At 37.2% G+C, this 26,687-nt stretch carries 27 protein-coding genes; 17 read left to right on the forward strand and 10 right to left on the reverse strand.

What is annotated here, in order from left to right:
* Positions 1-97: 97 nt before the first annotated feature.
* On the reverse strand, positions 98-1,636 hold the full coding sequence (locus H9635_RS14385; protein ID WP_191701005.1) for a fumarate hydratase: 1,539 nt from the start codon (positions 1,634-1,636) through the stop codon (positions 98-100).
* A 355-nt stretch (positions 1,637-1,991) separates the two neighbouring features.
* On the reverse strand, positions 1,992-2,177 hold the full coding sequence (locus H9635_RS14390) for an SE1561 family protein (RefSeq protein WP_191701006.1): 186 nt from the start codon (positions 2,175-2,177) through the stop codon (positions 1,992-1,994).
* Between the two features lie 476 nt (positions 2,178-2,653).
* Here H9635_RS14390 and H9635_RS14395 point away from each other — a divergent pair, with 476 nt between their 5' ends.
* Complete coding sequence (locus H9635_RS14395) at positions 2,654-3,811, forward strand: MFS transporter (protein WP_191701007.1); 1,158 nt, start codon at positions 2,654-2,656, stop codon at positions 3,809-3,811.
* A gap of 16 nt (positions 3,812-3,827) precedes the next feature.
* On the opposite strand, the gene H9635_RS14400 is transcribed toward H9635_RS14395, so the two are convergent.
* The 4 genes from H9635_RS14400 to H9635_RS14415 form a co-directional block, all read right to left on the reverse strand.
* Positions 3,828-4,064, reverse strand: coding sequence for a carboxypeptidase (locus H9635_RS14400; protein WP_191701008.1), 237 nt, complete (start codon positions 4,062-4,064; stop codon positions 3,828-3,830).
* A gap of 105 nt (positions 4,065-4,169) precedes the next feature.
* Positions 4,170-5,531 carry a 23S rRNA (uracil(1939)-C(5))-methyltransferase RlmD gene (rlmD, locus tag H9635_RS14405; RefSeq protein WP_191701039.1) on the reverse strand — a complete coding sequence of 454 codons (1,362 nt, stop codon included), beginning with the start codon at positions 5,529-5,531 and terminating at the stop codon, positions 4,170-4,172.
* 133 nt (positions 5,532-5,664) lie between these two features.
* Positions 5,665-6,450 (reverse strand): polysaccharide deacetylase family protein, encoded by a 786-nt coding sequence (locus H9635_RS14410; RefSeq protein ID WP_191701009.1) that lies wholly within the window; start codon positions 6,448-6,450, stop codon positions 5,665-5,667.
* Positions 6,451-6,502: 52 nt separating this feature from the next.
* The gene (locus H9635_RS14415) at positions 6,503-7,402 is read right to left on the reverse strand and encodes a TIGR01777 family oxidoreductase (protein ID WP_191701010.1); all 900 of its coding nucleotides are present in this window, start codon (positions 7,400-7,402) and stop codon (positions 6,503-6,505) included.
* 109 nt (positions 7,403-7,511) lie between these two features.
* Between H9635_RS14415 and recX the strand changes: the two genes are divergently transcribed.
* The 3 genes from recX to H9635_RS14430 are packed head-to-tail and all read left to right on the forward strand — an operon-like array spanning position 7,512 to position 8,914.
* Positions 7,512-8,321 carry a recombination regulator RecX gene (gene recX / locus H9635_RS14420; RefSeq protein WP_191701011.1) on the forward strand — a complete coding sequence of 270 codons (810 nt, stop codon included), beginning with the start codon at positions 7,512-7,514 and terminating at the stop codon, positions 8,319-8,321.
* Complete coding sequence (locus tag H9635_RS14425; protein ID WP_191701012.1) at positions 8,314-8,643, forward strand: YfhH family protein; 330 nt, start codon at positions 8,314-8,316, stop codon at positions 8,641-8,643. The genes recX and H9635_RS14425 overlap by 8 nt, the downstream gene beginning before the upstream one ends.
* 1 nt (position 8,644) lies before the next feature.
* A complete protein-coding gene (locus H9635_RS14430) occupies positions 8,645-8,914 on the forward strand; it encodes a YfhJ family protein (protein WP_191701013.1) in 270 nt (89 codons plus the stop codon).
* Positions 8,915-8,990: 76 nt separating this feature from the next.
* On the opposite strand, the gene H9635_RS14435 is transcribed toward H9635_RS14430, so the two are convergent.
* Positions 8,991-9,980, reverse strand: coding sequence for a metal-dependent hydrolase (locus tag H9635_RS14435; RefSeq protein WP_191701014.1), 990 nt, complete (start codon positions 9,978-9,980; stop codon positions 8,991-8,993).
* Positions 9,981-10,131: 151 nt separating this feature from the next.
* Here H9635_RS14435 and mutY point away from each other — a divergent pair, with 151 nt between their 5' ends.
* The 9 genes from mutY to H9635_RS14480 all read left to right on the forward strand — a co-directional run bounded on the left by mutY (position 10,132) and on the right by H9635_RS14480 (position 19,995).
* Positions 10,132-11,190: an A/G-specific adenine glycosylase gene (gene mutY, locus H9635_RS14440; RefSeq protein ID WP_191701015.1), complete on the forward strand. Its 1,059-nt coding sequence runs from the start codon at positions 10,132-10,134 to the stop codon at positions 11,188-11,190.
* A 62-nt stretch (positions 11,191-11,252) separates the two neighbouring features.
* A complete protein-coding gene (locus H9635_RS14445) occupies positions 11,253-11,558 on the forward strand; it encodes a hypothetical protein (protein ID WP_191701016.1) in 306 nt (101 codons plus the stop codon).
* 188 nt (positions 11,559-11,746) lie between these two features.
* Positions 11,747-12,295: a nucleoside tri-diphosphate phosphatase gene (gene ntdP / locus H9635_RS14450; protein ID WP_191701017.1), complete on the forward strand. Its 549-nt coding sequence runs from the start codon at positions 11,747-11,749 to the stop codon at positions 12,293-12,295.
* 151 nt (positions 12,296-12,446) lie between these two features.
* Positions 12,447-14,171 (forward strand): ABC transporter ATP-binding protein, encoded by a 1,725-nt coding sequence (locus tag H9635_RS14455; RefSeq protein ID WP_191701018.1) that lies wholly within the window; start codon positions 12,447-12,449, stop codon positions 14,169-14,171.
* 161 nt (positions 14,172-14,332) lie between these two features.
* Positions 14,333-15,352, forward strand: coding sequence for an ABC transporter ATP-binding protein (locus tag H9635_RS14460; RefSeq protein WP_191701019.1), 1,020 nt, complete (start codon positions 14,333-14,335; stop codon positions 15,350-15,352).
* Complete coding sequence (locus H9635_RS14465; RefSeq protein WP_191701020.1) at positions 15,327-16,304, forward strand: ABC transporter ATP-binding protein; 978 nt, start codon at positions 15,327-15,329, stop codon at positions 16,302-16,304. Before H9635_RS14460 ends, H9635_RS14465 begins: the two co-directional genes overlap by 26 nt.
* Before the next feature lie 39 nt (positions 16,305-16,343).
* Positions 16,344-17,990, forward strand: coding sequence for an ABC transporter substrate-binding protein (locus H9635_RS14470; RefSeq protein ID WP_191701021.1), 1,647 nt, complete (start codon positions 16,344-16,346; stop codon positions 17,988-17,990).
* A 90-nt stretch (positions 17,991-18,080) separates the two neighbouring features.
* A complete protein-coding gene (locus H9635_RS14475) occupies positions 18,081-19,085 on the forward strand; it encodes an ABC transporter permease (RefSeq protein ID WP_191701022.1) in 1,005 nt (334 codons plus the stop codon).
* 16 nt (positions 19,086-19,101) lie between these two features.
* Positions 19,102-19,995: an ABC transporter permease gene (locus tag H9635_RS14480; RefSeq protein WP_191701023.1), complete on the forward strand. Its 894-nt coding sequence runs from the start codon at positions 19,102-19,104 to the stop codon at positions 19,993-19,995.
* Between the two features lie 47 nt (positions 19,996-20,042).
* Here the strand turns inward: H9635_RS14480 and H9635_RS14485 are convergent, their stop codons facing one another.
* Together H9635_RS14485 and H9635_RS14490 are read right to left on the reverse strand one after the other, a co-directional pair.
* Entirely contained in the window at positions 20,043-21,137 is a 1,095-nt protein-coding gene (locus H9635_RS14485; RefSeq protein WP_191701024.1) for an FUSC family protein, read from the reverse strand.
* A gap of 176 nt (positions 21,138-21,313) precedes the next feature.
* Positions 21,314-22,600 carry a glutamate-1-semialdehyde 2,1-aminomutase gene (locus H9635_RS14490; RefSeq protein WP_191701025.1) on the reverse strand — a complete coding sequence of 429 codons (1,287 nt, stop codon included), beginning with the start codon at positions 22,598-22,600 and terminating at the stop codon, positions 21,314-21,316.
* Between the two features lie 134 nt (positions 22,601-22,734).
* Between H9635_RS14490 and bcp the strand changes: the two genes are divergently transcribed.
* The 3 genes from bcp (at position 22,735) to perR (ending at position 24,797) form a co-directional block, all read left to right on the forward strand.
* Positions 22,735-23,202 carry a thioredoxin-dependent thiol peroxidase gene (gene bcp, locus H9635_RS14495; RefSeq protein ID WP_191701026.1) on the forward strand — a complete coding sequence of 156 codons (468 nt, stop codon included), beginning with the start codon at positions 22,735-22,737 and terminating at the stop codon, positions 23,200-23,202.
* Positions 23,203-23,225: 23 nt separating this feature from the next.
* Complete coding sequence (locus H9635_RS14500) at positions 23,226-24,173, forward strand: D-2-hydroxyacid dehydrogenase (RefSeq protein ID WP_191701027.1); 948 nt, start codon at positions 23,226-23,228, stop codon at positions 24,171-24,173.
* Positions 24,174-24,350: 177 nt separating this feature from the next.
* Positions 24,351-24,797, forward strand: coding sequence for a peroxide-responsive transcriptional repressor PerR (gene perR / locus H9635_RS14505; protein WP_191701028.1), 447 nt, complete (start codon positions 24,351-24,353; stop codon positions 24,795-24,797).
* A gap of 91 nt (positions 24,798-24,888) precedes the next feature.
* Here perR and H9635_RS14510 read toward each other — a convergent pair whose 3' ends face one another.
* Positions 24,889-25,230: a YgzB family protein gene (locus H9635_RS14510; protein ID WP_191701029.1), complete on the reverse strand. Its 342-nt coding sequence runs from the start codon at positions 25,228-25,230 to the stop codon at positions 24,889-24,891.
* A gap of 270 nt (positions 25,231-25,500) precedes the next feature.
* On the opposite strand from H9635_RS14510, the gene H9635_RS14515 reads away from it, so the two are divergent.
* Positions 25,501-26,394 carry a nucleotidyltransferase-like protein gene (locus tag H9635_RS14515; protein WP_191701030.1) on the forward strand — a complete coding sequence of 298 codons (894 nt, stop codon included), beginning with the start codon at positions 25,501-25,503 and terminating at the stop codon, positions 26,392-26,394.
* The last annotated feature ends 293 nt before the right edge of the window (positions 26,395-26,687 follow it).

The following is a 26,687-nucleotide window of genomic DNA, read 5'->3' on the forward strand; positions in this document are numbered from 1 at the left end:
AATGATAAATCAATAAACAGAATATTTTAAAAATGAAATACTGCAAAAAACAACTCACCCCAAAATGATGGAAGTGAGTTGCTGAAATTACATAAACTTAAAATACACGCTCTGCATGAAGCGCTAACTTATCTAATGAAGATTTTTCTACATCTGCATGCAATGAGTTTCCGTGAGAGTCCATTGTTACTACAGCTGTGAAGCCTTCTACTGATAGGTGCCACATTGCTTCTGGAATACCGAATTCCATCAAGTCTACACCATCAACTGATTTAATGCAGTCAGCGTAATACTGTGCAGCACCACCGATAGCATTTAAGTAAACACCACCGTGTTCGTTAAGTGCTTTTAGTGTTTTTGGCCCCATACCGCCTTTACCCATAACAGCACGGATACCGAATTTTTTCATGATGTCGCCTTGGTATGGCTCCTCACGAATTGAAGTTGTTGGACCAGCAGCTTTAACGACCCAGTTTCCTGCTTCGTCTTTTGCCATTACTGGACCACAGTGATAAATAATTTGACCGTCTAAATCTACTGGCGCTTCTACACCTTCACCGATTAAGTGATGGTGGATTGCGTCACGACCTGTGTACATACGGCCAGAAATTTTTACTACGTCCCCAACTTTAAGTGAACGGATTTTTTCTTCTGTAATCGGTGCAACAAGTTCAACTACTTTATTGTCCGAGTTGTCTTGTTTTACTTCGTCACGGAAAGTAATTTTTTCACCATCTTGGTAGTGCCAGTTCGTGATTTCGCCAGTCGCTGGATCGATATCGATTGCCATACGACGGTAAGCCCAACAGTTGTAAGCTACAGATACGAAGAATGATGCTGGTAAACGGTCCATTACACCGATTTTACAACCAAGTAATGTAGCTTCACCGCCGAAGCCCATTGTACCAACGCCAAATGTATTGGATTTTTCCACGATGTACTTTTCTAATTTTGCTAAGTCTTCAATCGGATTCACATCATCTACATGACGGAATAATTGCTCTTTCGCTAAATCATATCCAGAAGAGCGGTCGCCACCGATACCAACACCGATGAAACCAGCCGAACAGCCTTGCCCTTGTGCTTGCCATACAGAGTGTAAAATACATTTACGGATACCATCTAAGTCACGACCAGCGCGCCCTAAACCTTCTAATTCTGTAGGTAATGAATATTGGATGTTTTTGTTTTCACAGCCGCCACCTTTTAAGATTAGCTTCACTGTAATATAGTCGTTTTCCCATTGTTCAAACTTGATTACTGGTAGACCTGCTCCGATGTTTGTACCAGAGTTCTTACCAGTTAATGAATCAACTGAGTTTGGACGTAATTTAGCATCCCCAGTAGCTGCTGCGATAGCAGTTTGGATAGCTTTTTTAATTTCGATTTGGTTTACACCAACTGGAGTATATACTTTAAATGTTGGTAGACCAGTATCTTGACAAATTGGAGACACATTGTCTTCAGCCATTACAATATTTGTAGTAATCGTGTCTAATGACATTGCTGCACGAGTTCCCGCATTTTCTGCTTCTTTGGCAGCTTTAATAGCGCGGCGTACGTCTTTTGGTAAGTTTGTAGATGTTTCAGTTACTAAAGAATAAAGACTTTTTTCTAAAGTTTCTAAGTATGCCATCTTATTTTTCCCCCCAGAAAAATATGTTTATTTTTGTCGTTAGGTGAATCGTCGACATAGGTCAGAACATAATCTTTCACGATATAGTGAAAATTATACTCTTTCTAATAATCCATCTTACATTATAACTCTTTTAAAATAGAAAAAAAAGAGCGCTTACACGAATGAATGTCAAAACACATAAAATTAAGGCGGATAATAGCGGATGTAGTCAAAAGAATGAAAAAAGAGAGTATCGGAAAGTTATTTAATGACATGTCTTGTGTCGAGAACGAAAATCAAAGGAGTGCGGAAATTAATTGCGAAGAAAGGCTGTGTAAAAGTAAAGTACACTTTTACACAGCCTTTTAGGATTTTATTTTTCTTCGCGTGATTGGAATTGATCCATTTTATCTTCTAAATCATCCATCATTTGAATTAAGCGATCGATATCTTCTAGTTCAGTTGTTTCAGGGTCAATAGCATCCAACACTTCAAGGAAAATTTCTAAACGTTCCTTTAGATACGTTACTTGCTGCTCTTTATTTGTAATTGGCTTCATAGTTCGTGATGCTCCTTTTGTGTTTACATACGAACATTATACTACGTTCTACTGTAAAAGTTAATTGACAACTTGAGCTAGAGACGATTTATATACCTTATCTATTAAATTAGCTATTAAAAAATAGGAAATTATATAGTACTTGTTAATTATTTTAAGATTCTATGTATTTTGAATATTTACAATATTGAAGTGTTGTGATAAAGTAAACTCATACTTAAAGAAGAGGAGATGGTCGGAAAAAAATTGTATAGACAAACTCAAAAAAAGGAGGACGTTTAAACATTTTCGGCAATTAGTCGAGACGACTGTTTACGCAAGAATAAAATGGAATTAAGTGATATTTAAAACCCTAGTTAACTTTTAGAGATAAAGTTGGCTAGGGTTTTATATTTTTCTGAACTGTTTATTGAGTTCTCCCCATTTATAAATGGCTATGATACGATAGAATGTATGAATCAAGGGAGAATAATGAAATGAGTTATAATCAGCGAAGATTTATTATTTTAGTTATTATCGTATCAATTTCAGGCTTTTCGCAAGGTATGCTATTGCCGCTTATTTCAGTCATATTTGAAGGGGATGGCGTGTCATCTACACTTAATGGCTTGAATGCAACGGGGTTATACATAGGGACTTTATTAATTTCCCCATTTATTGAGCAGCCTTTACGCAAATACGGGTACAAACCCATTATTGTATTTGGAGGGGCGTTGGTTTTTACATCATTAATTTTATTTCCATTTTGGAAAAGTGTTATGTTCTGGTTTATTTTGCGATTATTAATCGGAATCGGTGATCATGCATTACATTTTGCAACCCAAACATGGATTACAACGTCGACAGCTTCTCATAAACTTGGAAAAGCCATGTCTATATATGGATTATCTTTTGGGATAGGGTTTGCGGTTGGTCCGTTATTTGTACCGCTGATTAAAATATCCGAAAGCTTTCCGTTTATTGTGTCATCTGCATTATGCCTTGTAGCATGGTCTTTAGTATTTCTTTTAAAAAATGAGAAGCCGGAAACGTTGGCAGGGGATGCAAATCAAAATAGTTTTTCGCGCTATAAGTTGGCAGTGAAATATGGATGGATTGCATTTTTGCCCCCATTTGTATACGGTTTTTTGGAGTCCTCTCTAAATGCTTTATTCCCGGTTTACGCGTTACGAAAAGACTTTAATCTAGCATATGTTTCTATCATATTAGCGAGTTTTTCAATTGGAGCTATCTTAATGCAATTTCCACTAGGTGCATTGGGTGATAAAATTGGACGCCGTAAAGTCATCGTTTCAGGATTAATGGTAGGCAGCACCTTTTTCTTTATCGGCAACTTTTGGGAGAATTCCGAGATATTTGTTGCGGCTACCTTTTTATTAGCTGGGATGAGTGTTGGTTCAATGTTCTCGCTAGGCATAACCTACATGACAGATTTGACGCCTAAAGAATTATTGCCAACAGGTAATTTACTTTGTGGTATTTTCTTTAGTCTGGGAAGTTTATCGGGACCATTATTAGGGGGATTGTATTTGGAAGTTTTTCCAGACAGCGGATTTTTATTTGTTATTTCTGTAATGCTGTTAATTGTTGCGATTGTAATATTACTTGGTAAAACAAAAAAACTTTCTATATAGTAAAAAGCAGACGTCCTTAATTGGAACGTCTGCTTTTTACTGAAAAGAATATGATCGTTGTTAAAATCATTGCTAAAATTATGTAGATAAATACATTTAAATAATTTACACCACCGAATGTAACAGCGGCCTGCAATGAGCTGGCTGAAGTTGCGGAATTTTCATCATTACTAGGAAAGATAAAGCCTCCGAGTGATGAAATACCCCAATAAGAAACAATGAATGTAATAATTACAAATATAATATTTTTCATTTAAATACCTCCTAGCAAATTCTATTTTACATGAAAAATGAGAGAATTTGGGGACAGATACGAAAAACACCTTCATCAAAATTATTTTGATGAAGGTGTTAGCTTTTATTTCTTTAACGTTAATTTTACAACACACTCAACTTGCGCTGTTTGGGGGAACATATCAACTGGCTGAATGTACTCCACTTTATACGCTTTTGATAAGTCTTTCAAATCACGTGCTAGCGTAGACGGATTACAAGAAGTGTATACAAAGCGCTTTGGTTTGATTTTTAACACGGTTCTAATAAATCCTGGCTCCAATCCTGTACGTGGAGGGTCTACACAAATTACATCTGGACGATAATCTTCTTTTGACCAACGGAATAGCCATTTATCGGCTGATCCTGGGAAGAAACGTACATGTTGTAAATTATCATTTGTGCGGGCATTATATTTTGCATCGGCAATTGCTTCATCGACATTGTCCATACCGCGTACTTCACGTGCACCTTCTGCAAGCCACATACCAATTGTCCCAACACCACAGTAAGCATCAACTACATTTTCTTTTCCAGTAAGTGCAGCAGCTTTTTTTATTTCATTATATAAATGAACTGTTTGCTCTGGGTTTAGCTGGAAAAATGCACGAGTTGATAAATCAAATGCAAATTCGCCTAATTTTTCATGGATAGCATCTTTACCATCTAATACATACGTATCACTACCAAAGATAAGAGATGTTTTTTCACGATTTACGTTTTGTGTAATAGATACGATAGATGGATCAATTTTTTTGATGCGTTCAATTAACTCCTCTTTATGCGGTAATTCATGACGAGTTGTCACAAGACAGACTTGTGTTTCACCAGAACGCATACCTGTACGAACTACAATAGTACGTACTAACCCATTTAATGATTTCCCATCATAAATAGGGATGTTTAGCTTTTGTAAAATCTTACGTGTAGCTACTGTAATTTTTGATGTTACAGGATGTTGCACGAGGCAATCGTTGATATTTAAAAGTTGATTCGTTCCTTCTGCAAAAAGTCCAGCATAGACACGCTTACCTTCTTTACGCACTTGGAATTGAGATTTGTTACGGTAGTGCCAAGGGTTATCCATACCGATAGTTGGACGGATTTCGGCTGTTTCTGCAATATCCTTTGCATATTTTTCAAATGCTTGAACAACGATATCACGCTTGTTTACTAGTTGAGCATCATAGGTCATATGCTGTAATTGGCAGCCTCCACATTCTGAATAAACAGGGCATGGTGCTTCTTGACGGAATTCGCTTTCTTTACGAATGTTCAATATTTCAGCTTCGGAAAACTTTGGAGATACTTTTGTTAACCTAACTGTTACTTCTTCTCCTGGAATAGCCCCTTTTACAAATACTACATTACGCTTATAAAAACCTACACCTTCACCATTAATACCGAGGCGCTTTATTGTTAACGGGAACTTTTGCCCGACTTCCATTTTTAATTCACTCAAGTTTTTACACGTCCTTTAAATAGAGTGACTCGCACCAAAAATTAGTGCGAGCCACTTCCTTCTTTTCATCATTTCAGTATAACGGAAATTGTAATGGAAAGAAAGGAACGCAACTTTCCTAATATGGAGATATTTTTTCGTGCTCAAGTACTAAGTCATCCAGAGAGCCGAATGTGTAACCTTGGGCTTTTGCATCTTTTATAAATTGCGGAATTGCTTCAGCATTATCCTGTGCAACAGTATGCATCAGTATTATTGCACCTGGATGAAGCTGTCCCATTAGTGCATCATAAGCATATTTGGCACCACGTCGCTCATCCTTTAACCAGTCTTTGAAGGCGATGGACCAGAACATATGGCGATAACCAGCTTCATTACCGACTTTTAATACTTCTTCATTAAAGATTCCTTCTGGTGGTCGGGCATAGTACGTACGTTTTACACCAGTTAGTTCATTTAACTTATCATCAAATTTTTTCCATTCAGTTTTCATTTCAGCAGCAGATAGCCGAGCCATGTTAGGATGACCGTAAGAGTGGTTCCCGATAATATGTCCATCTTTGACCATTGTTTTTACTAAATCGGTCGCACTCGTCAAATAGTGACCAGTCAAAAAGAATGTAGCCGGTGCATTTTCTTCCCTTAGCGTATTTAAAATGCTTTCGGTATAGCCATTTTCGTAGCCATTATCGAATGTTAAATAAACAATTTTCTTCTCTGGGCTACCTTTATAAATAGCACCGTATTTGTTCATTAATGTTTCTAAAGGCTCTCCAATTTCCACTGGCTCGCCATTTTTGCTCGGTTTAAAGCCCCAGTGAAATTCCTCAGCCTCGGCTACTGAAATAAATGATACTAATGCAACGAGTAAAACGAAGCTAATTCCTAAAATGTGTCGTTTCATTAAAAAAGCAACCTCCTTTTACAAGTAGGTTGCGTGAAATGCCACGTTTTATTCATTTATATAAATTACGAATGGCATCTTCGACCGATACGAACTGAAATTCAAAATTTGCATTTAATAACTTTTCCGGAAATACGTGCTGCCCTTCAAGTACAAGAATACTTTTTTCACCAAGTGCAAGCTTTAAAACTGTGCTTGGAACAGGAAGCCAATGAGGACGATTTAGTGCTAAGCTAATTGATTTTCCGAATTCTCTCATTCTTTTAACATTCGGTGTTGTAAAATTAATTGGTCCGGATAAGTTTTCATCTGAAATTAGCAACAGCATAGCTCTTACTACATCTTCTATATGAATCCAACTTAGCCACTGGTTACCCGATCCGATAGTGCCGCCGATGCCTAGTTGATAAGGAAGCACCATCATAGGCAATGCGCCTTCACCGTTTTGTAAAATGACACCAAACCGAGTTAAGCAAGTCCGAATACCAAGTTGCTCAGCTTGAAGTGCTTTTTCTTCCCAGTGTGCGACAACTTGTCCTAAAAAATCATTTGCTTTTTCATCAGACTGCTCTGTGTAGGCAGCAGTTTCCGATACCGGATAAATCCCGACTGCGCTCGCATTAATTAAAATTTGAGGTTTATATTGTAAGTGTTGCAATATACGGATTACTTCATCTGTTGCATCCATTCGACTGTTATAAATCTTTTCCTTTTGTTCTTCTGTCCATCGACCATCGTTTAAAGATACACCAGCCAAATTTATAAAAACATCAGTGTTTTCAACATAAAGCTCAGGGGTCGCGTCGTCATTTAACCATTGAACGTACTGAATACCGTTTTTAAACTGTTGCTCGCCACGTGTCAATATTATTACGTCATGTCCGTTTTCAATTAGTCGCTCACTTAATTTACGACCAACCATTCCTGTCCCGCCTGCAATAGCAACTCTCACAAATAACACCTTCCTTTAATTAGTCTAGTTAGTTAAGTATACCGTTTCATGAAAGAGAAAGTAAAAACATGTATACTAGAATGAACAAGGTTATTGTGAGGTGTGCATAGTGCAAGTAATAACAAAAATCGGACGGCAAAAAAACAATCAACAACGTTATAATATATATTTAAACGAAAAATATTCGTTTGCGGTCGATGAAGGTACACTTATTAAATTTGGTCTGCAAAAAGGCAAAGTACTTGAGCAGATGGAAATAGATGAAATACAATATGAAGATGAGATTGCAAAGGCATTTAATAAGGCGCTGAATTTTTTAAGCTTTCAAATGCGCAGTAAACATGAAGTGAAAACTAAACTGTTACAATTAGGCTATGGGGAAGCTGTCATTCAGGAAGCTATTCATAAACTAACGGGCTTAGGTTTTTTGAATGATGAAAGTTACTCAAAAGCACTTCTTGAAACGAGAAAGCGTACTGCCAAAAAAGGTCCCGCAGCTATCCGCCAAGACTTCATAAAGAAAGGCATCGACAAAGAACTGCAGCAACAAGTATTGGGAACGTTTAGTCATGATGAGCAACTGAAGATTGCAATGGAACTAGCAGAAAAAGCAATTAGGTCCAATGAAAACAAAACACCGACTCAAGTGAAACAAAAAATTCAGGATGTACTCCTCCGCAAAGGCTATTCTTATTCCATAGTGACTGAAATAATTGAACAAATAAAACTTGAACGCCATGATGAAGAATGGGAGCTATTAATCGAAAATCAGGGCGATAAACTTTGGCGCAAATATGCATCGAAGCTCACTGGTTTTGAGCTACATCAAAAAGTTAAGCAAGCTCTGTATCAAAAGGGCTTTCCGATAGAGAAAATAAAAGAATATATTGATCAAAAGGAGCAACACCAAAATGAATGAATTAACTTATAGTAGAATGTCGGAACAAGAATTACGCCAAGAAGTTGCCAATTTACGTGAAAGGGCACGAAAAGCTGAGCAATTAGGGATAGTAAATGAATACGCGGTTTTTGAGCGCAAAGCACTGATGGCTGAAGCCTATTTAGTAGATCTTTCAACAATTATTCCCGGGGAGTTATATCGTTTAAATGGTTCGCCAGGTGAATTTTTTCAAGTAGATTATTTAAAAGGGCGTTTCGCATGGGGACACCGATTAGGTTCTGAACGCTTTGAAGAGGCATTACCCGTATCAATGTTACGTCCGGTAAAGGAAGGGAAGTAAAATGGAAGAGATTTATCAAAAACTGACAAAGCAACTTTTAGACAAAAATCCAAACTTGCCAACAGGTCGCGCCCGTACATGGGTGGAACTTTTATGCAGTGATTTTGAATCAACTTCGGCAAAGGCTGGTGCAAGTTATCGCGGCACGGAATATACAGGACAATTAGTTAGTCAGTTAATTGAAAGTTATGGGGATAAGCTTCACCTATTCGCAGCGAAAAATCCAAAATATGCTCATTTATTGAATGATAGTGAAGATACAGTGAACTAAAAAACCACCAGTTTATACTGGTGGTTTTCCCCGTTTAATAACTACCAATATGAGTTGGTTTAAGAGGGTATGTCATTTATTCATTTCCAGCTCCTATTTGTAAACGCTTTTGTAACTTTTCTTCCGTAAATATCCAACCTGTATAAGAATTTACGATGTTAAGTTCTTTATCTAAATGTGCGACGGCAACGAATGGGTAGCGGTCGTTACTGCGATAGCGCAAATCAATTAATCGAAGCTCCGTTATTCCATTTTCAAGCTCGGAAATCTCCCATCTATAGAGTGGGGAAAATGATAAAAACGCATCAAGATTCGGATCTTTTATCGCCTTTGCAACGAGCTCTGTTTTTGGAATAGGCTCAATTTTGAACTTGTCATAGATATTGACAGTTCTTCGATAAGCACGGCCTACGTAAAAATGCGTTTTTGACTTTGCAGCTATTTTCCAATGGAAGAAACGCATAGTCGGAGCCACAATAACGAATTCCTCATCTTGCAACTCGTGATGAACGGCAGACTTAATTGCCTTTTGAATGGCAAAGCGTAAAATATAGTAAACAAAAATTATTAGATACATTATAGTAAATGTTAAAACGGGCTCTGTACCGAATAGCCAAAGTAGAATACCTATACAATGAAACCCAAATATAAAAGGATCGAATGTATTGATAACACCGAGTGCTACCCATTTTTTTGAGAATGGGCGTAAAGCTTGGGTACCGTATGCATTAAAAATGTCAACAAAGACATGTAAAAATACTGCAATCTGAGTCCATAACCATACATTAAACAAATGAGCGTCAGGTAGAATAATGGCTAGTGCACCTGTTATTAATAAAGGCCATAATAAAACAGCAGGGATCGAGTGTGTAATTCCCCGATGATGCCGTATATAGATTGCGTTATTGCGAAATTTTAAAACCGTATCAATATCAGGTGCCTGCTGACCAATTATCGTTCCGGCCATAACAGCGGTAAATGTTATTGAATGGCTAGCAACAGTGGGGTCAACAAGTGCTAGGCCACCAATAGCAATACCCATAACAAAATGTGTGCCTGAATCCAAAGTTATCATCCCCTCGATCATCAAACCGTTCGAGAACGGAAATATATAGCTTATTTCAATGTATAAACATTAAAGAAGGTAAGCCTCAACGTAATTTATTTAATAATATACCCTTTTTTAAGGAAATAAAATCGAATTTTTGGAGGACATTTTGAACTATCCATATATAAAACAATTTCGCAAAGCATTAGTTACATGGTATTTAGAGGAACAACGCGATTTGCCGTGGCGTCATACGAAAGAGCCCTATCAAATTTGGGTTTCTGAAGTGATGCTTCAACAAACAAGGGTTGACACGGTAATCCCATATTACAACCGATTTATAGAAAAATATCCGACAGCGGAAAGTTTAGCGTATACGCCGGAAGAAGAGCTTCTTAAGATGTGGGAAGGTCTTGGCTATTATTCCCGTGTGCGCAATTTACAGGCTGGTGTTAGAGAAGTTGTCGAAGTATACGGCGGTAAAGTACCGGATAATCGAGTAGATATTTCAAAGTTAAAAGGTGTGGGACCATATACAGCAGGCGCAATTTTAAGTATTGCTTATGGTAAACCGGAGCATGCTGTTGATGGGAATGTTATGCGCGTATTGAGTCGCGTGTTAAATATTGATGCAGATATTGCATTACCAAAAACGAAGGAAATTTTTGAAGAGGCAGTAACAAAGTTAATTGATATAGAAAATCCCTCCGCCTTTAACCAAGGATTAATGGAATTAGGAGCATTAATCTGTACTCCAACGTCACCAAAATGCCTATTATGTCCAGTCCGTGATTATTGCACTGCCTTTCATGAAGGTAACCCGTCAAGCTTACCGGTAAAGTCCAAAAAGTTAAAGACGAAAGACATACATTACGATGTCTACGTAATTCGCAATAAAGATGGAAGTTACCTTATGGAGAAAAGGATGGAAGAAGGGCTGCTTGCAAACATGTGGCAGTTTATAATGGTTGAGCGTGATGAAGTTGAAAATAGTTTAACCAAAGTTGAAAAACAATATAACGTGATCCTTAATAGGGAATTAATCGAGCCAATAATTAGTTTTAAACATGTGTTTTCCCATTTGAAATGGCATATTAGCAGTTATTTAGTTGATGCAATTGAAACTGGTGAATTGAGCCAGTTAAATACAGCCTTTTTAACGAAAGAGCAAATTGAAAGTATCCCAATGCCTGTGCCGATGTTAAAAATTTGGGGAAATTTAACATGAAAAAAATAGTGCATAATTCATTCTACCTCCGACCACAATAATGGTCATGGAGGTGAAAAAATATGAAACGAAACGATCAAAACAATAACCAACAAAACCGCAATAACCAACAACAAAACCAAAACCAATTCCAAAACCAAAACCAAAACCAAAACCAAAACAATCGTGAGGAATTTGGTGAAGATCTAAATTTTAATAATTTTAACCAAAACCAAAAGCAAAACCAAAACCAAAATCAACAAAATAATAACGAAGAATTTGGTCAAGAGTTGAATTTTAATGAAGTTCAACGACAAAACCAAAAACAAAATCGTGAGCAAGAACAACGTAACGCTCAATTTAATAAGCGTAATAACAATAACTTCTAATTTGAAGTAGAAGAGGGTGTTCTGAAAGTGTCGACTTTCAGAGCATCCTCTTTGTTTTTGGATCAACCATTATCGTTTTTCCGAATTTTTCACACAAAATTGAAAATAATTGCATTCTAACTACAAGTTTTGTTAAAGCATTGTTATAATACAATAAAGACAGCTAAGACGAAAAGGTGGGCTTTAAGATGGCATTACCGGTTGAAGGAGAAACAATCCAAATACATAGTTATAAGCACAATGGTAATATCCACCGTGTCTGGCAAGAAACGATGGTATTAAAGGCAACAAAAAATATCATTATCGGTGCGAATGAAAAAACTCTTGTAACTGAATCGGATGGTCGCACATGGTTAACGCGTGAGCCATCGATTTGTTACTTCCATGCTGAGCATTGGTTTAATATTATTTGTATGCTGCGTGAAGATGGAGTGTATTACTACTGCAACATTAGTTCACCATTTGTGTTTGATAATAATTGCTTAAAGTATATTGACTATGATTTGGATGTAAAGGTGTTTCCTGATATGAGTCATGCATTGTTGGATGAAGATGAATATGAGCAGCACAAATTGGAAATGAATTATCCTGAAGTCATTGATAAAATTTTAAAGCGTAATGTCAAAACATTACTGAGCTGGATTGAACAGCGTCGTGGCCCATTTGCTCCAGACTTTATAGAGTCGTGGACAAACCGCTATGAGCTATTAAGTGAAATTCAGGCAAATAAAGAGTAAACAAAACACAAGTGACTTTTTAGGTTGCTTGTGTTTTTCTTTTGGGTAAAGTCCAACTATAAATAGTAATTGAAAAATTATGATATGATAGTTGCTGTTGCAAAATTTCTGAGGGGAAGTGTTCTTTGCATTGGATAGTATTAAACGTTATATGCGGTTCGTAAAGCCGTATAAAATGCTCTTATTTTTAACAATCGTTATCGGTATACTTAAATTTGCAATTCCGCTGTTTTTACCATGGCTACTGCAAATAATTATAGATGATATCTTATTAAAAGATGGTCTTTCTACAGAAGAAAAAACGAGGCAGCTATTTACATGGATTGGTATTGCGCTCGTTGTATTCTTTATTATTCGACCACCAATCGAATATTACCGTCAATACTTTGCGCAAAATTTAAGTAATAATATATTATTTGATATACGTAAAGAATTGTATGGGCACTTACAGAAATTGAGTTTAAAATATTATGCAAATACCCGAGCTGGAGAAGTAATTTCAAGGGTAATTAATGATGTCGAGCAAACCAAAAACTTTGTCATGACAGGGTTAATGAATTTATGGTTGGATTTAGCAACAATTTTAATCGTCATTGCCATTATGTTTACGATGGATGTAAAGCTGACAATTGTTTCGTTAATTGCACTTCCGTTTTACGCTTTTAGTGTGAAGTTTTTCTTTGGGAAATTAAGAAGGTTAACTAAGGATAGATCACAGGCATTAGCAGGCGTTCAAAGTTATTTACATGAGCGCGTCGCAGGGATGAGCATTATAAAAAGTTTCACATTAGAAAAGCATGAGCAAAAAATATTTGATGATACAAATGGTGAGTTTTTAAATAAAGCATTAGCCCACTCGCGTTGGAATGCGAAGTCTTTTGCTGTCGTTAATACGATTACAGATATGGCACCGTTAATCGTTATCGGATATGCAGGTTACCAATATTTACAAGGTGCACTTTCAATTGGTGTACTCGTTGCTTTTTATGCATATATTGAACGCCTTTATGGTCCTTTACGTCGTTTAGTAAGCTCGTCAACAACATTGACACAATCTATTGCCTCGATGGATCGGATGTTTGAGTTAATGGACGAAAAATACGATGTCCAAAATAAACCGAATGCACTGCTACTTCCACCAGCAAAGGGTAAACTTCAATTTGAAAATGTCACTTTCCAATACGAAAAAGATGGGAAAATAATTTTGAATAATGTGGACTTTACCATTGAGCCGGGACAAACTGTTGCCTTTGTCGGGATGAGCGGTGGAGGGAAATCAACCATTGTCAGCTTAATCCCACGTTTTTATGATGTAACAGAGGGCGCAGTCAAAATTGATGATCACAATGTTAAAGATGTAAGTATAGAATCTTTACGTTCGCAAATTGGAATAGTATTGCAAGATAATATTTTGTTTAGTGACTCAGTGAAGCAAAATATTTTAATGGGTAATCCAAATGCAACAGATGAAGAAATAGTTGCAGCTGCTAAAGCGGCAAATGCTCATGATTTCATTATGAGTTTACCTGAGGGCTATGATACTAAAGTCGGTGAGCGGGGAGTCAAACTTTCTGGAGGTCAAAAACAACGTGTAGCAATTGCACGGGTATTTTTGAAAAATCCGCCAATATTAGTATTGGATGAAGCAACTTCAGCGCTTGATTTGGAAAGTGAAGCACTTATACAGGATTCACTCGACCGATTAGCACATGATCGTACGACAATTATTATTGCGCATCGACTATCTACTATTACCCATGCACATAATATATTTGTTATAGAGCATGGGGAAGTAGTTGAAGCAGGAACCCACCAACTACTAATGGAGCAAGAGGGAGCATATTATAACTTATTCCAAGTACAAAAATTAGATTAAATCCAAAAAGCTATGTTGAAACAATAATTCAGCATAGCTTTTTTATTAGCTTAATATTCATAATATTCAATAAATTATAGCACGATAATGTTGTAAATTTCCAATTGGTATAATATCATATTTTCAAATACTTTTAATCTTCAGAATATTGAGGTGGTTGAATGAGTCGAAAAGCTGTGTTGGAAGTGAGAGAGTTAGAAACTACATTTTTTTCGGACAGTGGAAAGGTTGCTGCTGTTGATCGAATAAGCTTTTCAATTCATGAGGGGGAAATTCTAGCCATCGTAGGAGAGTCTGGATGTGGGAAAAGTGTAACATCTCTTTCCATAATGGGCCTTGTACCAAGCCCTCCAGGGAAAATAACGAATGGCAGTATTTTATTGAAAGGGCAAGATATCTTGAAATTTTCTGATAAACAAATGCGAAAGATCCGTGGCAATGAAATCGCTATGATTTTTCAAGAGCCGATGACTTCGCTTAATCCATTATTTACAATTGGAAATCAGTTAATTGAAGCGGTACGCATCCATCATCCGAAATGGTCGAAAAAAGAATCTACTGCACGTGCAATAGAAATTATGAAACTAGTAGGATTACCGAGAGCGGAACAATTGATTAATGATTATCCACATCAGCTATCTGGTGGAATGAGGCAGCGCGTTATGATTGCAATGGCTCTTGTATGTAATCCAAAAGTGCTCATTGCGGATGAACCCACAACTGCACTGGATGTAACGATACAAGCCCAAATTTTAAAGTTAATGCGTGATTTAAATGAACGATTGAACACCGCGGTCTTATTAATTACGCATGATTTAGGGGTTGTTGCTGAAACATGTGAGCGCGTCATTGTAATGTATGCTGGTCAGATTGTGGAAGAAGCACCGGTTAATGAAATATTTAAAAACCCCCAGCACCCATACACGAAAGGGCTCATCCAATCTGTACCTGATATGCGCTATAAAAAGGATACACTTTATTCCATTCCAGGTAATGTACCGAAACCAGGCTCTATTTTAGAGGGTTGCCGTTTTGCAGCGCGTTGTGAATATGCATTTGATCGGTGTTTATCCAGCAATCCCCCACTATACGATGCATCAGGGGCACATAGAGCACGATGTTTCTTATTGGATATGGAAGAAGGGGGGATTTCACATGTCGAAAGTGCTGCTGAAAGTTGATCATTTAAAGAAATATTTTCCGATTCGCCATGGGATGTTTGCCAGACACGTTGGAGATGTAAAGGCAGTCGATGATGTATCATTCGAACTTTATAAAGGAGAAACACTTGGGATTGTTGGGGAATCAGGATGCGGAAAATCTACTACTGGCCGCGCAATTATGCGTTTACATGAACCGACAGAAGGAAAAGTGTTGTTTGATGGTATTGAGCTTACTGATTTAAATAGTGAGCAAATGCGAAAAGTTCGAAGAGATATACAAATGGTATTTCAAGACCCGTACGCATCGTTAAATCCGAGACATACGGTAGAAAAAATTTTGGAAGAGCCGTTAATTGTCCATGGCATCGGCAATGCGAAGGAAAGAAAAAATAAGGTTCGAGAATATTTGGAGATTGTAGGACTGAGCTCATACCATGCGAAGCGTTATCCTCATCAATTTAGTGGAGGACAACGGCAGCGTATTGGAATCGCAAGAGCGCTTATGACCAATCCAAAATTGATTATTGCTGATGAACCAGTCTCCGCATTAGATGTATCTATTCAAGCACAAGTATTGAATTTAATGCAAAGACTGCAGGATGATTTAAAGCTCACTTATATATTTATTGCACATGATTTAGGTGTTGTACGACATATTAGCGACAGAGTAGGCGTGATGTATTTAGGAAGGCTCGTTGAAATTGCTGAAAGTGAATCACTGTATCATGAGCCGCTTCATCCCTATACACAAGCGTTATTATCCGCTGTACCAATACCGGACCCAGTATATGAAAGAGAGCAACTATTACTAAAGGGTGATATTCCGAGCCCATCCAATCCACCAACAGGGTGTACTTTTCATACGCGATGTCCGCATGCTATGGAAAAATGCAAACAAGTTATTCCTATGCTCCAGAAAATCAAATCGGGTCATTCTGTTGCGTGTCATTTATATGAAACGCCGCAATGATAATAGATTAAAAGAAAAAGAATCTAGGGGGTTGTTTTATTGAAGAAAGGTAAAGTGTATTCATTAAGTCTCATTATGCTATTAATGATGGCTCTATTTTTGGCTGCTTGTGGTGCTGATGAGGAAGATACGTCAACATCAGAGTCAGGTACAGATTCAAGTGCGACTAATACAGAAAGCGATGCGACAGACGATTCAAAATCTTCAACACCTCAAATTTTAGTATTTGGTCGTGGGGCAGACTCAGTTTCACTTGATCCGGGAACAGTAACGGATGGTGAATCATTTAAAGTTACACAAAACCTTTTTGAAACATTATTGAATTTTGGAGAGCAGGATACAACAATCAATCCTGGCTTAGCAAAAGAATGGAAAGTAAGTGATGATGGCTTAACGTATACATTCCAGCTTCAGGAAGGCGTGACATTCCATGATGGAACAGATTTCAATGCTGAAGCGGTTATTAAAAATGTTAACCGTTGGAAAGGTGGAAAAGAAGAGGATTTCTACTACTTCAACTCAATGTTTAAAGCTGAAGGGGAAGATATCATTAAAGATGTGACAGCAGAAGGGGATTACACTGTTGTATTCACACTTTCCCGTCCGCAGGCACCATTCCTTAAAAACTTGGCAATGAGCCCGTTCGGTATTGCTTCACCAACTGCATTTGAAGCATCGGGTGATAGCTTTGGTGACCAACCAGTAGGAACTGGACCATTTAAATTTGTAGATTGGAAACGTAATGATTCAATTACAATTGAGAAGTTTACAGAATACTGGCAAGAAGGTTTACCTAAATTAGATAAAGTTATTTTCCGTTCTATTCCAGATAACTCTGCTCGCCTTAATGAATTAATGGCAGGTAACATTGATTTAGCAGATGGTATTAATCCATCTGATGGTAAGACAGTGGAAGGTGATGCTGAATTACAGCTTATTGAACGTCCATCAATGAATATTGGCTATTTAGGATTAACGAATACACGTGCACCATTTGATAACAAATTAGTGCGACAAGCTGTTAACTATGCAATCGATAAACAAGCAATAGTAGATGCATTCTTTGAAGGTCGCGCGGAAGTTGCAGCAAACCCGATGCCATCATCAATTAGTGGCTATAACGATGCAATTTCTCCGTATCCGTATGATCCGGAAAAAGCGAAAGCATTATTGGCAGAAGCTGGCTATGACGGAAAAGAAATTGAGCTATGGGCTATGCCTGTACCACGTCCATATATGCCGGACGGTGCTAAAGTAGCGGAAGTTATTCAGAAAAACTTAGAAGACGTAGGTATTCCATCAAAAATCGTAACATTTGAATGGGCGACATATTTAGAAAAAGCGAAAAATGGAGAAGCAGATGCGTTCATGCTTGGATGGACTGGCGATAACGGAGATGCAGATAACTTCATTTACACATTATTGGATAAAGACAATATCGGCTCAAATAACTATGCGTACTATTCTAATGATGAAGTGCATGAGTTATTAATTAAAGCACAGTCAGAAACTGATGAAAATGTACGTAATGATTTATACAAAAAAGCACAGGAAATTATTCATGAAGATGCACCGTGGGTTCCGCTTGCTCACTCTACACCATTACTTGCAGCTAAAGCGGGAGTACAAGATTTCAAACCACATCCTACAGGTTCTGATAAATTAACGAATGTTTCAATTAAATAATAGAGATTTTATTTAAGTAAAAGGGGAGGTAATACGCCTCTCCTTTTTTTCTACTAGTAGAAACATACATTCATAAAAGGGGTGAAGAGCATGCTTCACTACATTGGCAAACGTTTACTGCATTTAATACCAGTATTATTAGGAATGACCTTTTTAGTATTTTTAATTATTCGTGCCATTCCTGGTGACCCAGCCCAAGTAATTTTAGGTCAACAAGCTACCGCGGATGCTATAGCAGCGCTTCGCCTAAAGCTAGGGCTCGATAATCCATGGTATGTTCAATACTTTGATTATTTAAAAGGAATATTTACAGGTAATTTAGGTGACTCATTAAGAACAAGACAACCGATTGCCTCTGAAATTTGGCCGTATTTGGCTGCTACATTTGAACTTGCACTTTTCGCTATGATTATTGCTGTTGTTGTCGGAGTAAATGCAGGGATTATTTCCGCATGGTTTCAAAATTCCTGGTTCGATTACGTGGCGATGGTTATTGCTTTAATAGGAGTCTCCATGCCAATATTTTGGTTAGGATTGATGGAACAATGGGCTTTTGGTATCCAACTAGGATGGTTGCCAACTTCAGGTCGTGAGGAAGTACGAGACCCAATTGCTGCAATTACACATTTTTATTTGATTGATACGTTATTGCAAGGTAGATGGGATCAGTTTGTTGATGTAATCAAACATTTAATATTACCTGGTATTGCACTTGCGACAATACCTACAGCAATTATAGCCCGTATGACGAGAGCGTCGATGCTAGAAGTTATGCGATCGGATTTTGTTCGAACAGCTCGAGCAAAAGGCCAGAAAATGTTTGTGGTTGTTTATAAGCACGCATTGAAAAATGCATTAATCCCTGTGTTAACGGTAGTAGGTTTACAAACGGGGATGCTTTTAGGCGGTGCCATATTAACTGAAACTATTTTTAGTTGGCCTGGAATAGGACGCTATATATATGAAGCGATAGGGTTCCGAGATTATCCTGTCATTCAGTCAGGAATTTTAATTGTTGCCTTTTTATTCGTCATGATTAATTTGATAGTCGATATTTTGTATACAGTAATCGATACACGTATTAAATACAACTAGGGGGGAGGCGCATAGCATGACTGAAATCATACGAAATCAAGTTCGACAAGTTGAAATTGAAGAAGAAGTAAAAGGACCATGGCAGGAAGCGTGGACGAGTTTCAAAAAAAGTAAATCAGCCTTAGTAGGCAGTGCAATTGTTATATTTTTTGTCCTTGTTGCGGTTGTTGGTCCCTTTATCGCACCCCAAGGAATTAATGATCAAAATTTAAGTATGCGCTTGCAGCCTCCATCCGCTGAATTTTGGTTTGGGACAGATGATTTAGGTCGTGACATTTTTTCGCGAATTTTACATGGTGCTCGAATCTCTTTAACGGTTGGTTTGTCCGCAGTATTAATTTCGGCGGTAGCTGGTAGCTTTTTGGGAATTATTGCAGGTTATTATGGTCGTTGGGTTGATACAATTATTTCGCGGATATTTGATATTTTGCTCGCATTCCCAAGTATACTATTGGCGATTGCGATTGTATCGATTTTAGGTCCTTCCTTGCAAAATGCATTAATTGCAATTGCGATTATTAATATACCGAACTTTGGTCGACTCATTCGTTCACGAGTTCTTAGTATTAAGGAAGAGGAATATATTCATGCTGCAAAAGCAATTGGAATGAGAAATACGAGGATATTGTGGAAACATATCTTACCTAATTCTATGACACCTGTAATTGTCCAAGGAACATTGGCGATTGCAACGGCTATTATTGAAGCTGCAGCACTTGGATTTTTAGGGCTTGGAGCAGAAGCACCTCAGCCGGAGTGGGGGAAAATGTTGGCAGATGCGCGGATGTTTTTATTAAATGCACCGTGGGCTATGATATTCCCGGGACTTGCAATTATGTTGACGGTAATCGGATTTAACTTAATGGGCGATGGGCTACGAGATGCACTCGATCCAAAAATGAAAAATTAAAAAGAGGAGGTGTGCAAAAGCACATCTTCTCTTTTTAAGTAGTTCGTCTAATAAAAGTCTGATTCTAAATTAAGATTTTTTTCCTCGCTATGATAGCTACGGTAGGAAACGATTAACGTATCCAGATGCTCTAGGTTTTCCTCGTAATCTAAAATCCTGGATAAAATATAAAGCAAATGGTAGCTTGAAAACTGTTCATCTTCAGAAGCCTCTTCCTGAGCGAGAGCAATTTGTTTAATGAATTGCTCCATAAGCTCACTACCTTGTAAATATTCCTCATGCCGCGTCCATTTTGAATGTTCGGGCCTTAGTTTTCCTGTATATTTCAATAATAGTTGTTCATGATAGGTTAGTAAAAAGTCCAGCCGTTCCTGAATAATAATTTGGAATTTACTCGGCAAATTACCAAGTTCGTTTTCATGCTTATGCAATCGGACTAGTAATTCATAGCTTTTTTTCGAAGTTAATAGCATTTGACGATATATGACAAGTTTACGTGCTTTAATATATTTATGTTTTTTGGAATAGCCGCGTTCTTCTCTAAAAAAGCCATACATTGTATCCAATTCATTTAGACGGGATTCCAATTTATTGACAGCCATCTTAGTAGATGTATGTTCGCTTGCTTGGCGTACAGCTAGACGGGTCCAACGAATAATATCATCTTGTATGGAGTTAATTTTTTTAAACAGCTTTACTTCATATTTCGGTGGCAAAAATACTAAATTTACAACAAATGCAGCAAAAACACCGAGCATAATTGTTCCAAAACGAATTAAGCCAAACATTAAAAAGTCATCACCAGGCACTTCCATAATGGCAATAACAGTTACAAGTGCAAGTGAAATTGACTTTTCGAGATTCAATTTCATCATAAGACCGATTACGATAATTGCAGCAATACCGACTGCAACGATATGATGTCCGAATAGTAAACCGAATAGTACAGCAACAGTGGCGCCGATAAAATTCCCTTGTATTTGCTCTAAAATAGTAAGATAAGATCGGTAAATAGAAGGCTGAATAGCAAAGACAGCAGCAATAGCAGCAAATACAGGTGAGGGAACATCTAATATTTGGGCTAAAAATAAAGCAAAGACGATTGCAACGCCAGTTTTTAATACACGTGCACCTAGTTTCATGTACACTTCCTCCTTTCTTGCGGAGTTATGATATAGAAGCCACTATAAACTAAGAATTTATAGTGGCTTTCTTGTTTGTCTTGTATTATAGAATATCGCATCTAGGGAAACTTTCAAGTAATGTTTTGTGCATCGGATACTCCAATAACTTGGAGGGCATCTTTTCGCTTTAGTTCCTATAATTGAGAGAATGCGTAATCTACCGCTCTTAATGTTTCTTCTATATCAGCTACGGTATGCTCTGTCGTTAAGAACCATGCTTCATATTTTGAAGGGGCTAAGTTGATGCCTTGTGATAACATTAATTTAAAGAAGCGACCGAACTTTTCACCATCCGTGTTTTCCGCTTGTTCATAGTTTTCTACTTTTACATCTGTGAAGTAAATAGCGAATGCGCCTTTTAAACGGTTTAATGTAATCGTTACATTATGTTTTTGGGCAGCTGCTAAAATACCTTCTTCAAGAAGAGCACCTAAGCGATCCATTTCTTCATAAATACCCGGTTGCTGCAACACTTCAAGACATGCAATTCCTGCTTGCATACTTGCAGGGTTTCCGGCCATTGTACCTGCCTGATATGTAGGGCCAAGTGGAGCTACTGTTTCCATAACTTCTTTACGACCACCGTATGCACCGATTGGCAGACCGCCACCGATTACTTTCCCCATTGCGACTAAGTCCGGAGTTAAGCCAAGCATTGTATGTGCTGCCCCGTAGTGGAAACGGAAAGCTGTAATGACTTCATCGTGTATTGTTAAGGCACCATACTCTTTTGCCAATGCATGTACATGTTCTAAAAATCCTTTATGCGGTTCAACAATTCCAAAGTTGCCAACGATTGGCTCGATTAAAATCCCTGCAACATCATTACCCCATTTTTCCATTGCTAATGTGAATTGTTCCTTATTGTTAAAAGGAACTGTAATTACTTCCGTAGCGACAGCATGAGGAACACCGGCAGAGTCAGGCGAACCTAATGTTGCTGGACCTGATCCCGCAGCAACAAGTACTTGGTCGAAGTGACCGTGATAGCAACCGGCAAATTTAATGATCTTTGTACGGCCTGTAAATGCGCGTGCTACACGGACACATGTCATCACGGCTTCTGTACCGGAGTTGTTAAAACGTACTTTATCCAATGTAGGAATTGCTTCTTTTAACATTTTTGCGAATTTGATTTCATGCTCTGTCGGTGTACCGAATAATACACCTGTTTCTGCGGCATGGGTGATAGCTTTTGCGATATGAGGATGACCATGACCTGTAACGATCGGTCCATAGGCTGCTAAATAATCGATGTAACGATTACCGTCTACATCCCAAAAGTATGCTCCTTTACCGCGGACCATGACAACAGGTGCGCCGCCGCCAACTGCTTTATAAGAACGGGATGGACTATTTACCCCGCCAACGATATGTTCGAGTGCTTCTGCATGAAGTTGCTCAGATTTAGTATGATTCATAATTTATTCCTCCAAAATAGGTTACATGAAATGATTTCATATCTATTGTAGTATGTAATGAAAGGGAACGCCAAAGAAATTGAAGCAACGGGCATTGTTTTGTATCATAGAAGAAAAATTTGGAGGGAAAAGACATGACATTAGAAAAAGTACAAGCACCAGCATTTACATTGCAAAACGAGGAGGGAAAAATGATTTCGCTGGAAGACTATAAAGGCAAAAACGTTATTCTCTATTTTTACCCGAAAGATTTAACACCGGGCTGTACAACACAGGCATGCGACTTCCGCGATAAATATGAAGATTTTTCAGATTTGAATGCTGTTATTTTAGGTGTGAGTTTGGATGATGCAGCGAAACATACCAAATTTATCGAAAAGCACGGATTACCGTTTTCGTTATTAGTGGATGAGAATCATGAAGTGGCGGAGAAATATGGAGTTTGGACATTGAAGAAAAATTTTGGTAAGGAATATATGGGCATCGAGCGTACGACATTTTTAATTAATGAAGAGGGTATAGTTGAAAAAGAGTGGAGAAAAGTACGTGTGAAAAATCATATTCAAGATGTGTTAAACTATTTAAAAAATCGCACAAATTAATGAGTGCTCAAAGGGGAGTTATAATGGCAACGATTTATTTTACATTTGAACCACGTGAGGATTTAAAACAGCCGCTTTTGTCAGAGTTTTCACAAGAAGATTTTTTATTTGATACAAAATTGGATGTTGAGAAACTTGCACAGGCAGAAATATTAGTAACGTACGGGGAAGATCTAAAAGAACAGCATTTGCAGTATGCAGATAAATTACAGTGGATCTTCGTTGCGTCAGCGGGAATCGAAAAAATGCCCGCAGAAGCAATCGCAAAACGTAATATTATCGTTTCAAATGTACGTGGGATACATAAAAAGCCGATGACTGAATCGATACTGGCGCATATTTTAGCTTTAAAACGTGTATTGCCATTTATTTATGAGCAGCAACAAAAGAAAGAATGGAATAAAAAGGCTCGACCTACTGAGTTAAACGGCAGCTCAGCCCTTATAATTGGTCCAGGTGCAATTGGGGGAGAAATCGGACGTATATTACAGGCATTTGATGTTCATACAATTGGATGCAACCGTTCAGGTACTGAAGCACCCTATATGAACGAAACATATAAGCTGGATGACTTGAAGCAACATTTACCAAAGGCCGACATTGTAATTTCGATACTACCATCTACGAAGGAAACAAAACATCTACTAACTCGTGAGCATTTTGAGAAAATGAAAAACTCTGCAATCTTCATGAACTTTGGACGAGGAGATGTAGTGGACACAGAAACACTCATTAAAGTACTCCAAGACAAATTGATTGAGCATGCCGTATTGGATGTATATGAAGTTGAGCCTTTACCATCGGATAGTCCATTATGGGATTTAGACAATGTAACTCTATCTCCTCATTTTTCAAGTCATTCATCTCGTTATGTAGAGCGAAGCTTAGATATTTTTAAACCAAGTTTGCGAAAATGGTTGAATGGAGAGCGGGACTTAGAAAATAAGATGGATATTCTTAGAGGATACTAATTGAGAAAATTTGCTAGGGTAGTTAAGCTTTGCTTGAATTGATTTTCAATTAGCAATTATATCTAATGACTTTTACTTCTATTAGAATAAGCAATTGTTGACAACTCGAGGATAAATTCGATACACTATTTATAACGATTATAAATTAATAATATGTATGAAAAGGGGTGTATGACGATGTCTGAAATGCATTTAAAGGATGCGCTGGACACGTTAAAGACTACTGGTGTACGAATTACTCCTCAGCGTCATGCGATTTTGGAATATCTAATTCAAAGTATGATTCACCCAACAGCGGATGATATATACAAAGCACTTTGCGGCAAGTTTCCTAATATGAGTGTCGCAACAGTATATAATAATTTACGAGTATTTCGTGAGGTTGGCTTAGTTAAAGAGCTTACTTACGGAGACGCAGCAAGTCGTTTCGATTTTGTAACGGGCGATCACTATCATATGATTTGTGAATGTTGCGGCAAAATTGTAGATTTTCATTATCCTGGATTAAATGAAGTGGAGCAATTCGCTTCTCAAGTTACAGGCTTTGAAGTTAATTCGCACCGTTTGGAAGTATACGGTACTTGCCCAGAGTGTGTTGCAGTCGGTGGAAAGAAAGTTCAATAAAAAGTTTAACCTAGTAACGATTGTTGCTAGGTTTTTTGTATGAAAAAACTGCATTAACTCCAAGCGAGTATCAATGCAGCTTATTTATACTTTATTTTTTGTTGTATTCCTGATTAAATTCTTTTCCTTCTAATGAAGGATCTAATGTAAGTGGTTCGTTGCAATACATGCAAATATCTACACGGCCTAATACTTTTGTCCATTTTCCGCATTCCGGACATACCACCTGTACTGCTTTAGTTGATAAAAGTCCAATCCATCCATAAACAGCAGTACTACCGATAATGCACAGAAGCCCAATAGACATGAAGATTAATACAAGAATTTGATTGTCTTTAAAAAAGATTGCACCATACATAATCACAAAACCGATGAAAATAAGGGATAATGCAAATGATCGTATTTTATTAATTTTACTATTATACTTTTTCATTACAATTGCCTCCTAATCTAAAATATACTATAACATAAATTGGATTTAGATTAGTAGATTTGAAAGATTTTGGTGATATCCTAATTATATGAATTTAAAGGTATTTCCAAACTTACTGTCGAAACAATTCTATTATTCTAGTTATAATTAATAACGGATTTCTATTAGAATAAATGTTCAATGAGATAACACTAGTGAATTTGACTTATAGCGATTACAATAACTTAGAAACAAATATAAATAGTAGCAAAATTTTATAGGGGGATAACAATGGAACATATTTTAAGACCAATTTATCAGGAACGCGCAAGTCAGCCGGAGACGTTGGGGGTTATTTTAATTAATAAGCGTGAAGGCGCTGAAAATATGACCGATACATTTGATTCGGTTCTATTAATTATTGTAAAAGATAGTGACACACCTATTTATTCAAAACACTATATGTATGGTGATGCGAAAATGGTGATGCATATTTTAACGGAAGAGCGTCTGCGTAAATGGATCTTTATTGGTTCGAATAAGCGTTTAGTCGATTGGCTGTTCCACGGTAAAATTATGTTCGATCGAAATGAGTTCTTATTTAAGTTACGTTCGGAACTACAGGAGTTTCCTTTTGTTGGACGTAAGTTAAAAACAGGAATTCAGTTTGCTAAGTTAATCCGCCGTTATCAAGAAGGAAAAGAATTATTTGAGGATGGTCACTATTTAGATGCTTATAATCATGTAGTTGCTTCATTGCATCATTTAGGCAGATTATCGATTATTGATAGTGGTCATTATCCAGAAGTAACTGTATGGGCTCAAGTGAAAAGAAATGACCCAGCAATTTATAAGTTATATGAAGAATTGATTATGAGTAATGAAAGTTTGGAAAAGCGTCTAGAGCTTTTATTTTTAGCGGGAGAGTTTTTGATTAATTCAAGAACGACTGATGGGGCGCAGCATATTTTAGAAACAATGCTTGCTCAACCATATTGGACAATACAGGAATTACATGATCACCCTGAATTAAGTTACTACTCTGTAGATTTAGAAGTCTTTGTTGAATATTTAATCGAGAAAGAGTTAGTTCAAGTAGAACCAGTAGTTGCAAAAAACGAAGCGATATTTCACCGCAATTATTATGTAGACCGACAACTTATTGAAAGTGAATACGGTTTATAGTATATTAATCAGAGCGTTAAATAACGCTCTGAAACTTTTTTTAAAAAAAGTATTGACGTATGTGTAACTAATATTGTAATATATTAAATGTCGCTAAGACGTACTCGAAAAACTAAATAACTCTTGAAATGCTCAAACAACTTTTTGAAAAAGTTGTTGACAAAGAAAAGAAGAAATGTTAAAATAGAGAAGTCGCTAAAACGACATAGCAAAAAAATGAACCTTGAAAACTGAACAAGCAACGTTAATGAAACAAGCTTCTTAAATGAAGCAAACAATAGATTTCAACTTTT

Source organism: Solibacillus faecavium, from assembly GCF_014836905.1.
In the GTDB taxonomy this organism is placed as follows: domain Bacteria; phylum Bacillota; class Bacilli; order Bacillales_A; family Planococcaceae; genus Solibacillus; species Solibacillus faecavium.

What these genes read in the sequence shown, in the direction of transcription:
- H9635_RS14390 (WP_191701006.1), bottom strand. Translation starts at nt 2,177, where the DNA reads ATGAAGCCAATTACAAATAAAGAGCAGCAAGTAACGTATCTAAAGGAA.
- H9635_RS14500 (WP_191701027.1), top strand. Translation starts at nt 23,226, where the DNA reads ATGGCAACGATTTATTTTACATTTGAACCACGTGAGGATTTAAAACAG.
- H9635_RS14455 (WP_191701018.1), top strand. Translation starts at nt 12,447, where the DNA reads ATGCGGTTCGTAAAGCCGTATAAAATGCTCTTATTTTTAACAATCGTT.
- H9635_RS14385 (WP_191701005.1), bottom strand. Translation starts at nt 1,636, where the DNA reads ATGGCATACTTAGAAACTTTAGAAAAAAGTCTTTATTCTTTAGTAACT.
- H9635_RS14410 (WP_191701009.1), bottom strand. Translation starts at nt 6,450, where the DNA reads ATGAAACGACACATTTTAGGAATTAGCTTCGTTTTACTCGTTGCATTA.
- H9635_RS14485 (WP_191701024.1), bottom strand. Translation starts at nt 21,137, where the DNA reads ATGAAACTAGGTGCACGTGTATTAAAAACTGGCGTTGCAATCGTCTTT.
- H9635_RS14475 (WP_191701022.1), top strand. Translation starts at nt 18,081, where the DNA reads ATGCTTCACTACATTGGCAAACGTTTACTGCATTTAATACCAGTATTA.
- H9635_RS14515 (WP_191701030.1), top strand. Translation starts at nt 25,501, where the DNA reads ATGGAACATATTTTAAGACCAATTTATCAGGAACGCGCAAGTCAGCCG.
- bcp (WP_191701026.1), top strand. Translation starts at nt 22,735, where the DNA reads ATGACATTAGAAAAAGTACAAGCACCAGCATTTACATTGCAAAACGAG.
- H9635_RS14445 (WP_191701016.1), top strand. Translation starts at nt 11,253, where the DNA reads ATGAAACGAAACGATCAAAACAATAACCAACAAAACCGCAATAACCAA.
- H9635_RS14460 (WP_191701019.1), top strand. Translation starts at nt 14,333, where the DNA reads ATGAGTCGAAAAGCTGTGTTGGAAGTGAGAGAGTTAGAAACTACATTT.
- H9635_RS14425 (WP_191701012.1), top strand. Translation starts at nt 8,314, where the DNA reads ATGAATGAATTAACTTATAGTAGAATGTCGGAACAAGAATTACGCCAA.
- H9635_RS14510 (WP_191701029.1), bottom strand. Translation starts at nt 25,230, where the DNA reads ATGAAAAAGTATAATAGTAAAATTAATAAAATACGATCATTTGCATTA.
- H9635_RS14490 (WP_191701025.1), bottom strand. Translation starts at nt 22,600, where the DNA reads ATGAATCATACTAAATCTGAGCAACTTCATGCAGAAGCACTCGAACAT.
- H9635_RS14400 (WP_191701008.1), bottom strand. Translation starts at nt 4,064, where the DNA reads ATGAAAAATATTATATTTGTAATTATTACATTCATTGTTTCTTATTGG.
- H9635_RS14480 (WP_191701023.1), top strand. Translation starts at nt 19,102, where the DNA reads ATGACTGAAATCATACGAAATCAAGTTCGACAAGTTGAAATTGAAGAA.
- H9635_RS14465 (WP_191701020.1), top strand. Translation starts at nt 15,327, where the DNA reads ATGTCGAAAGTGCTGCTGAAAGTTGATCATTTAAAGAAATATTTTCCG.
- rlmD (WP_191701039.1), bottom strand. Translation starts at nt 5,531, where the DNA reads ATGGAAGTCGGGCAAAAGTTCCCGTTAACAATAAAGCGCCTCGGTATT.
- H9635_RS14395 (WP_191701007.1), top strand. Translation starts at nt 2,654, where the DNA reads ATGAGTTATAATCAGCGAAGATTTATTATTTTAGTTATTATCGTATCA.
- perR (WP_191701028.1), top strand. Translation starts at nt 24,351, where the DNA reads ATGTCTGAAATGCATTTAAAGGATGCGCTGGACACGTTAAAGACTACT.
- ntdP (WP_191701017.1), top strand. Translation starts at nt 11,747, where the DNA reads ATGGCATTACCGGTTGAAGGAGAAACAATCCAAATACATAGTTATAAG.
- H9635_RS14430 (WP_191701013.1), top strand. Translation starts at nt 8,645, where the DNA reads ATGGAAGAGATTTATCAAAAACTGACAAAGCAACTTTTAGACAAAAAT.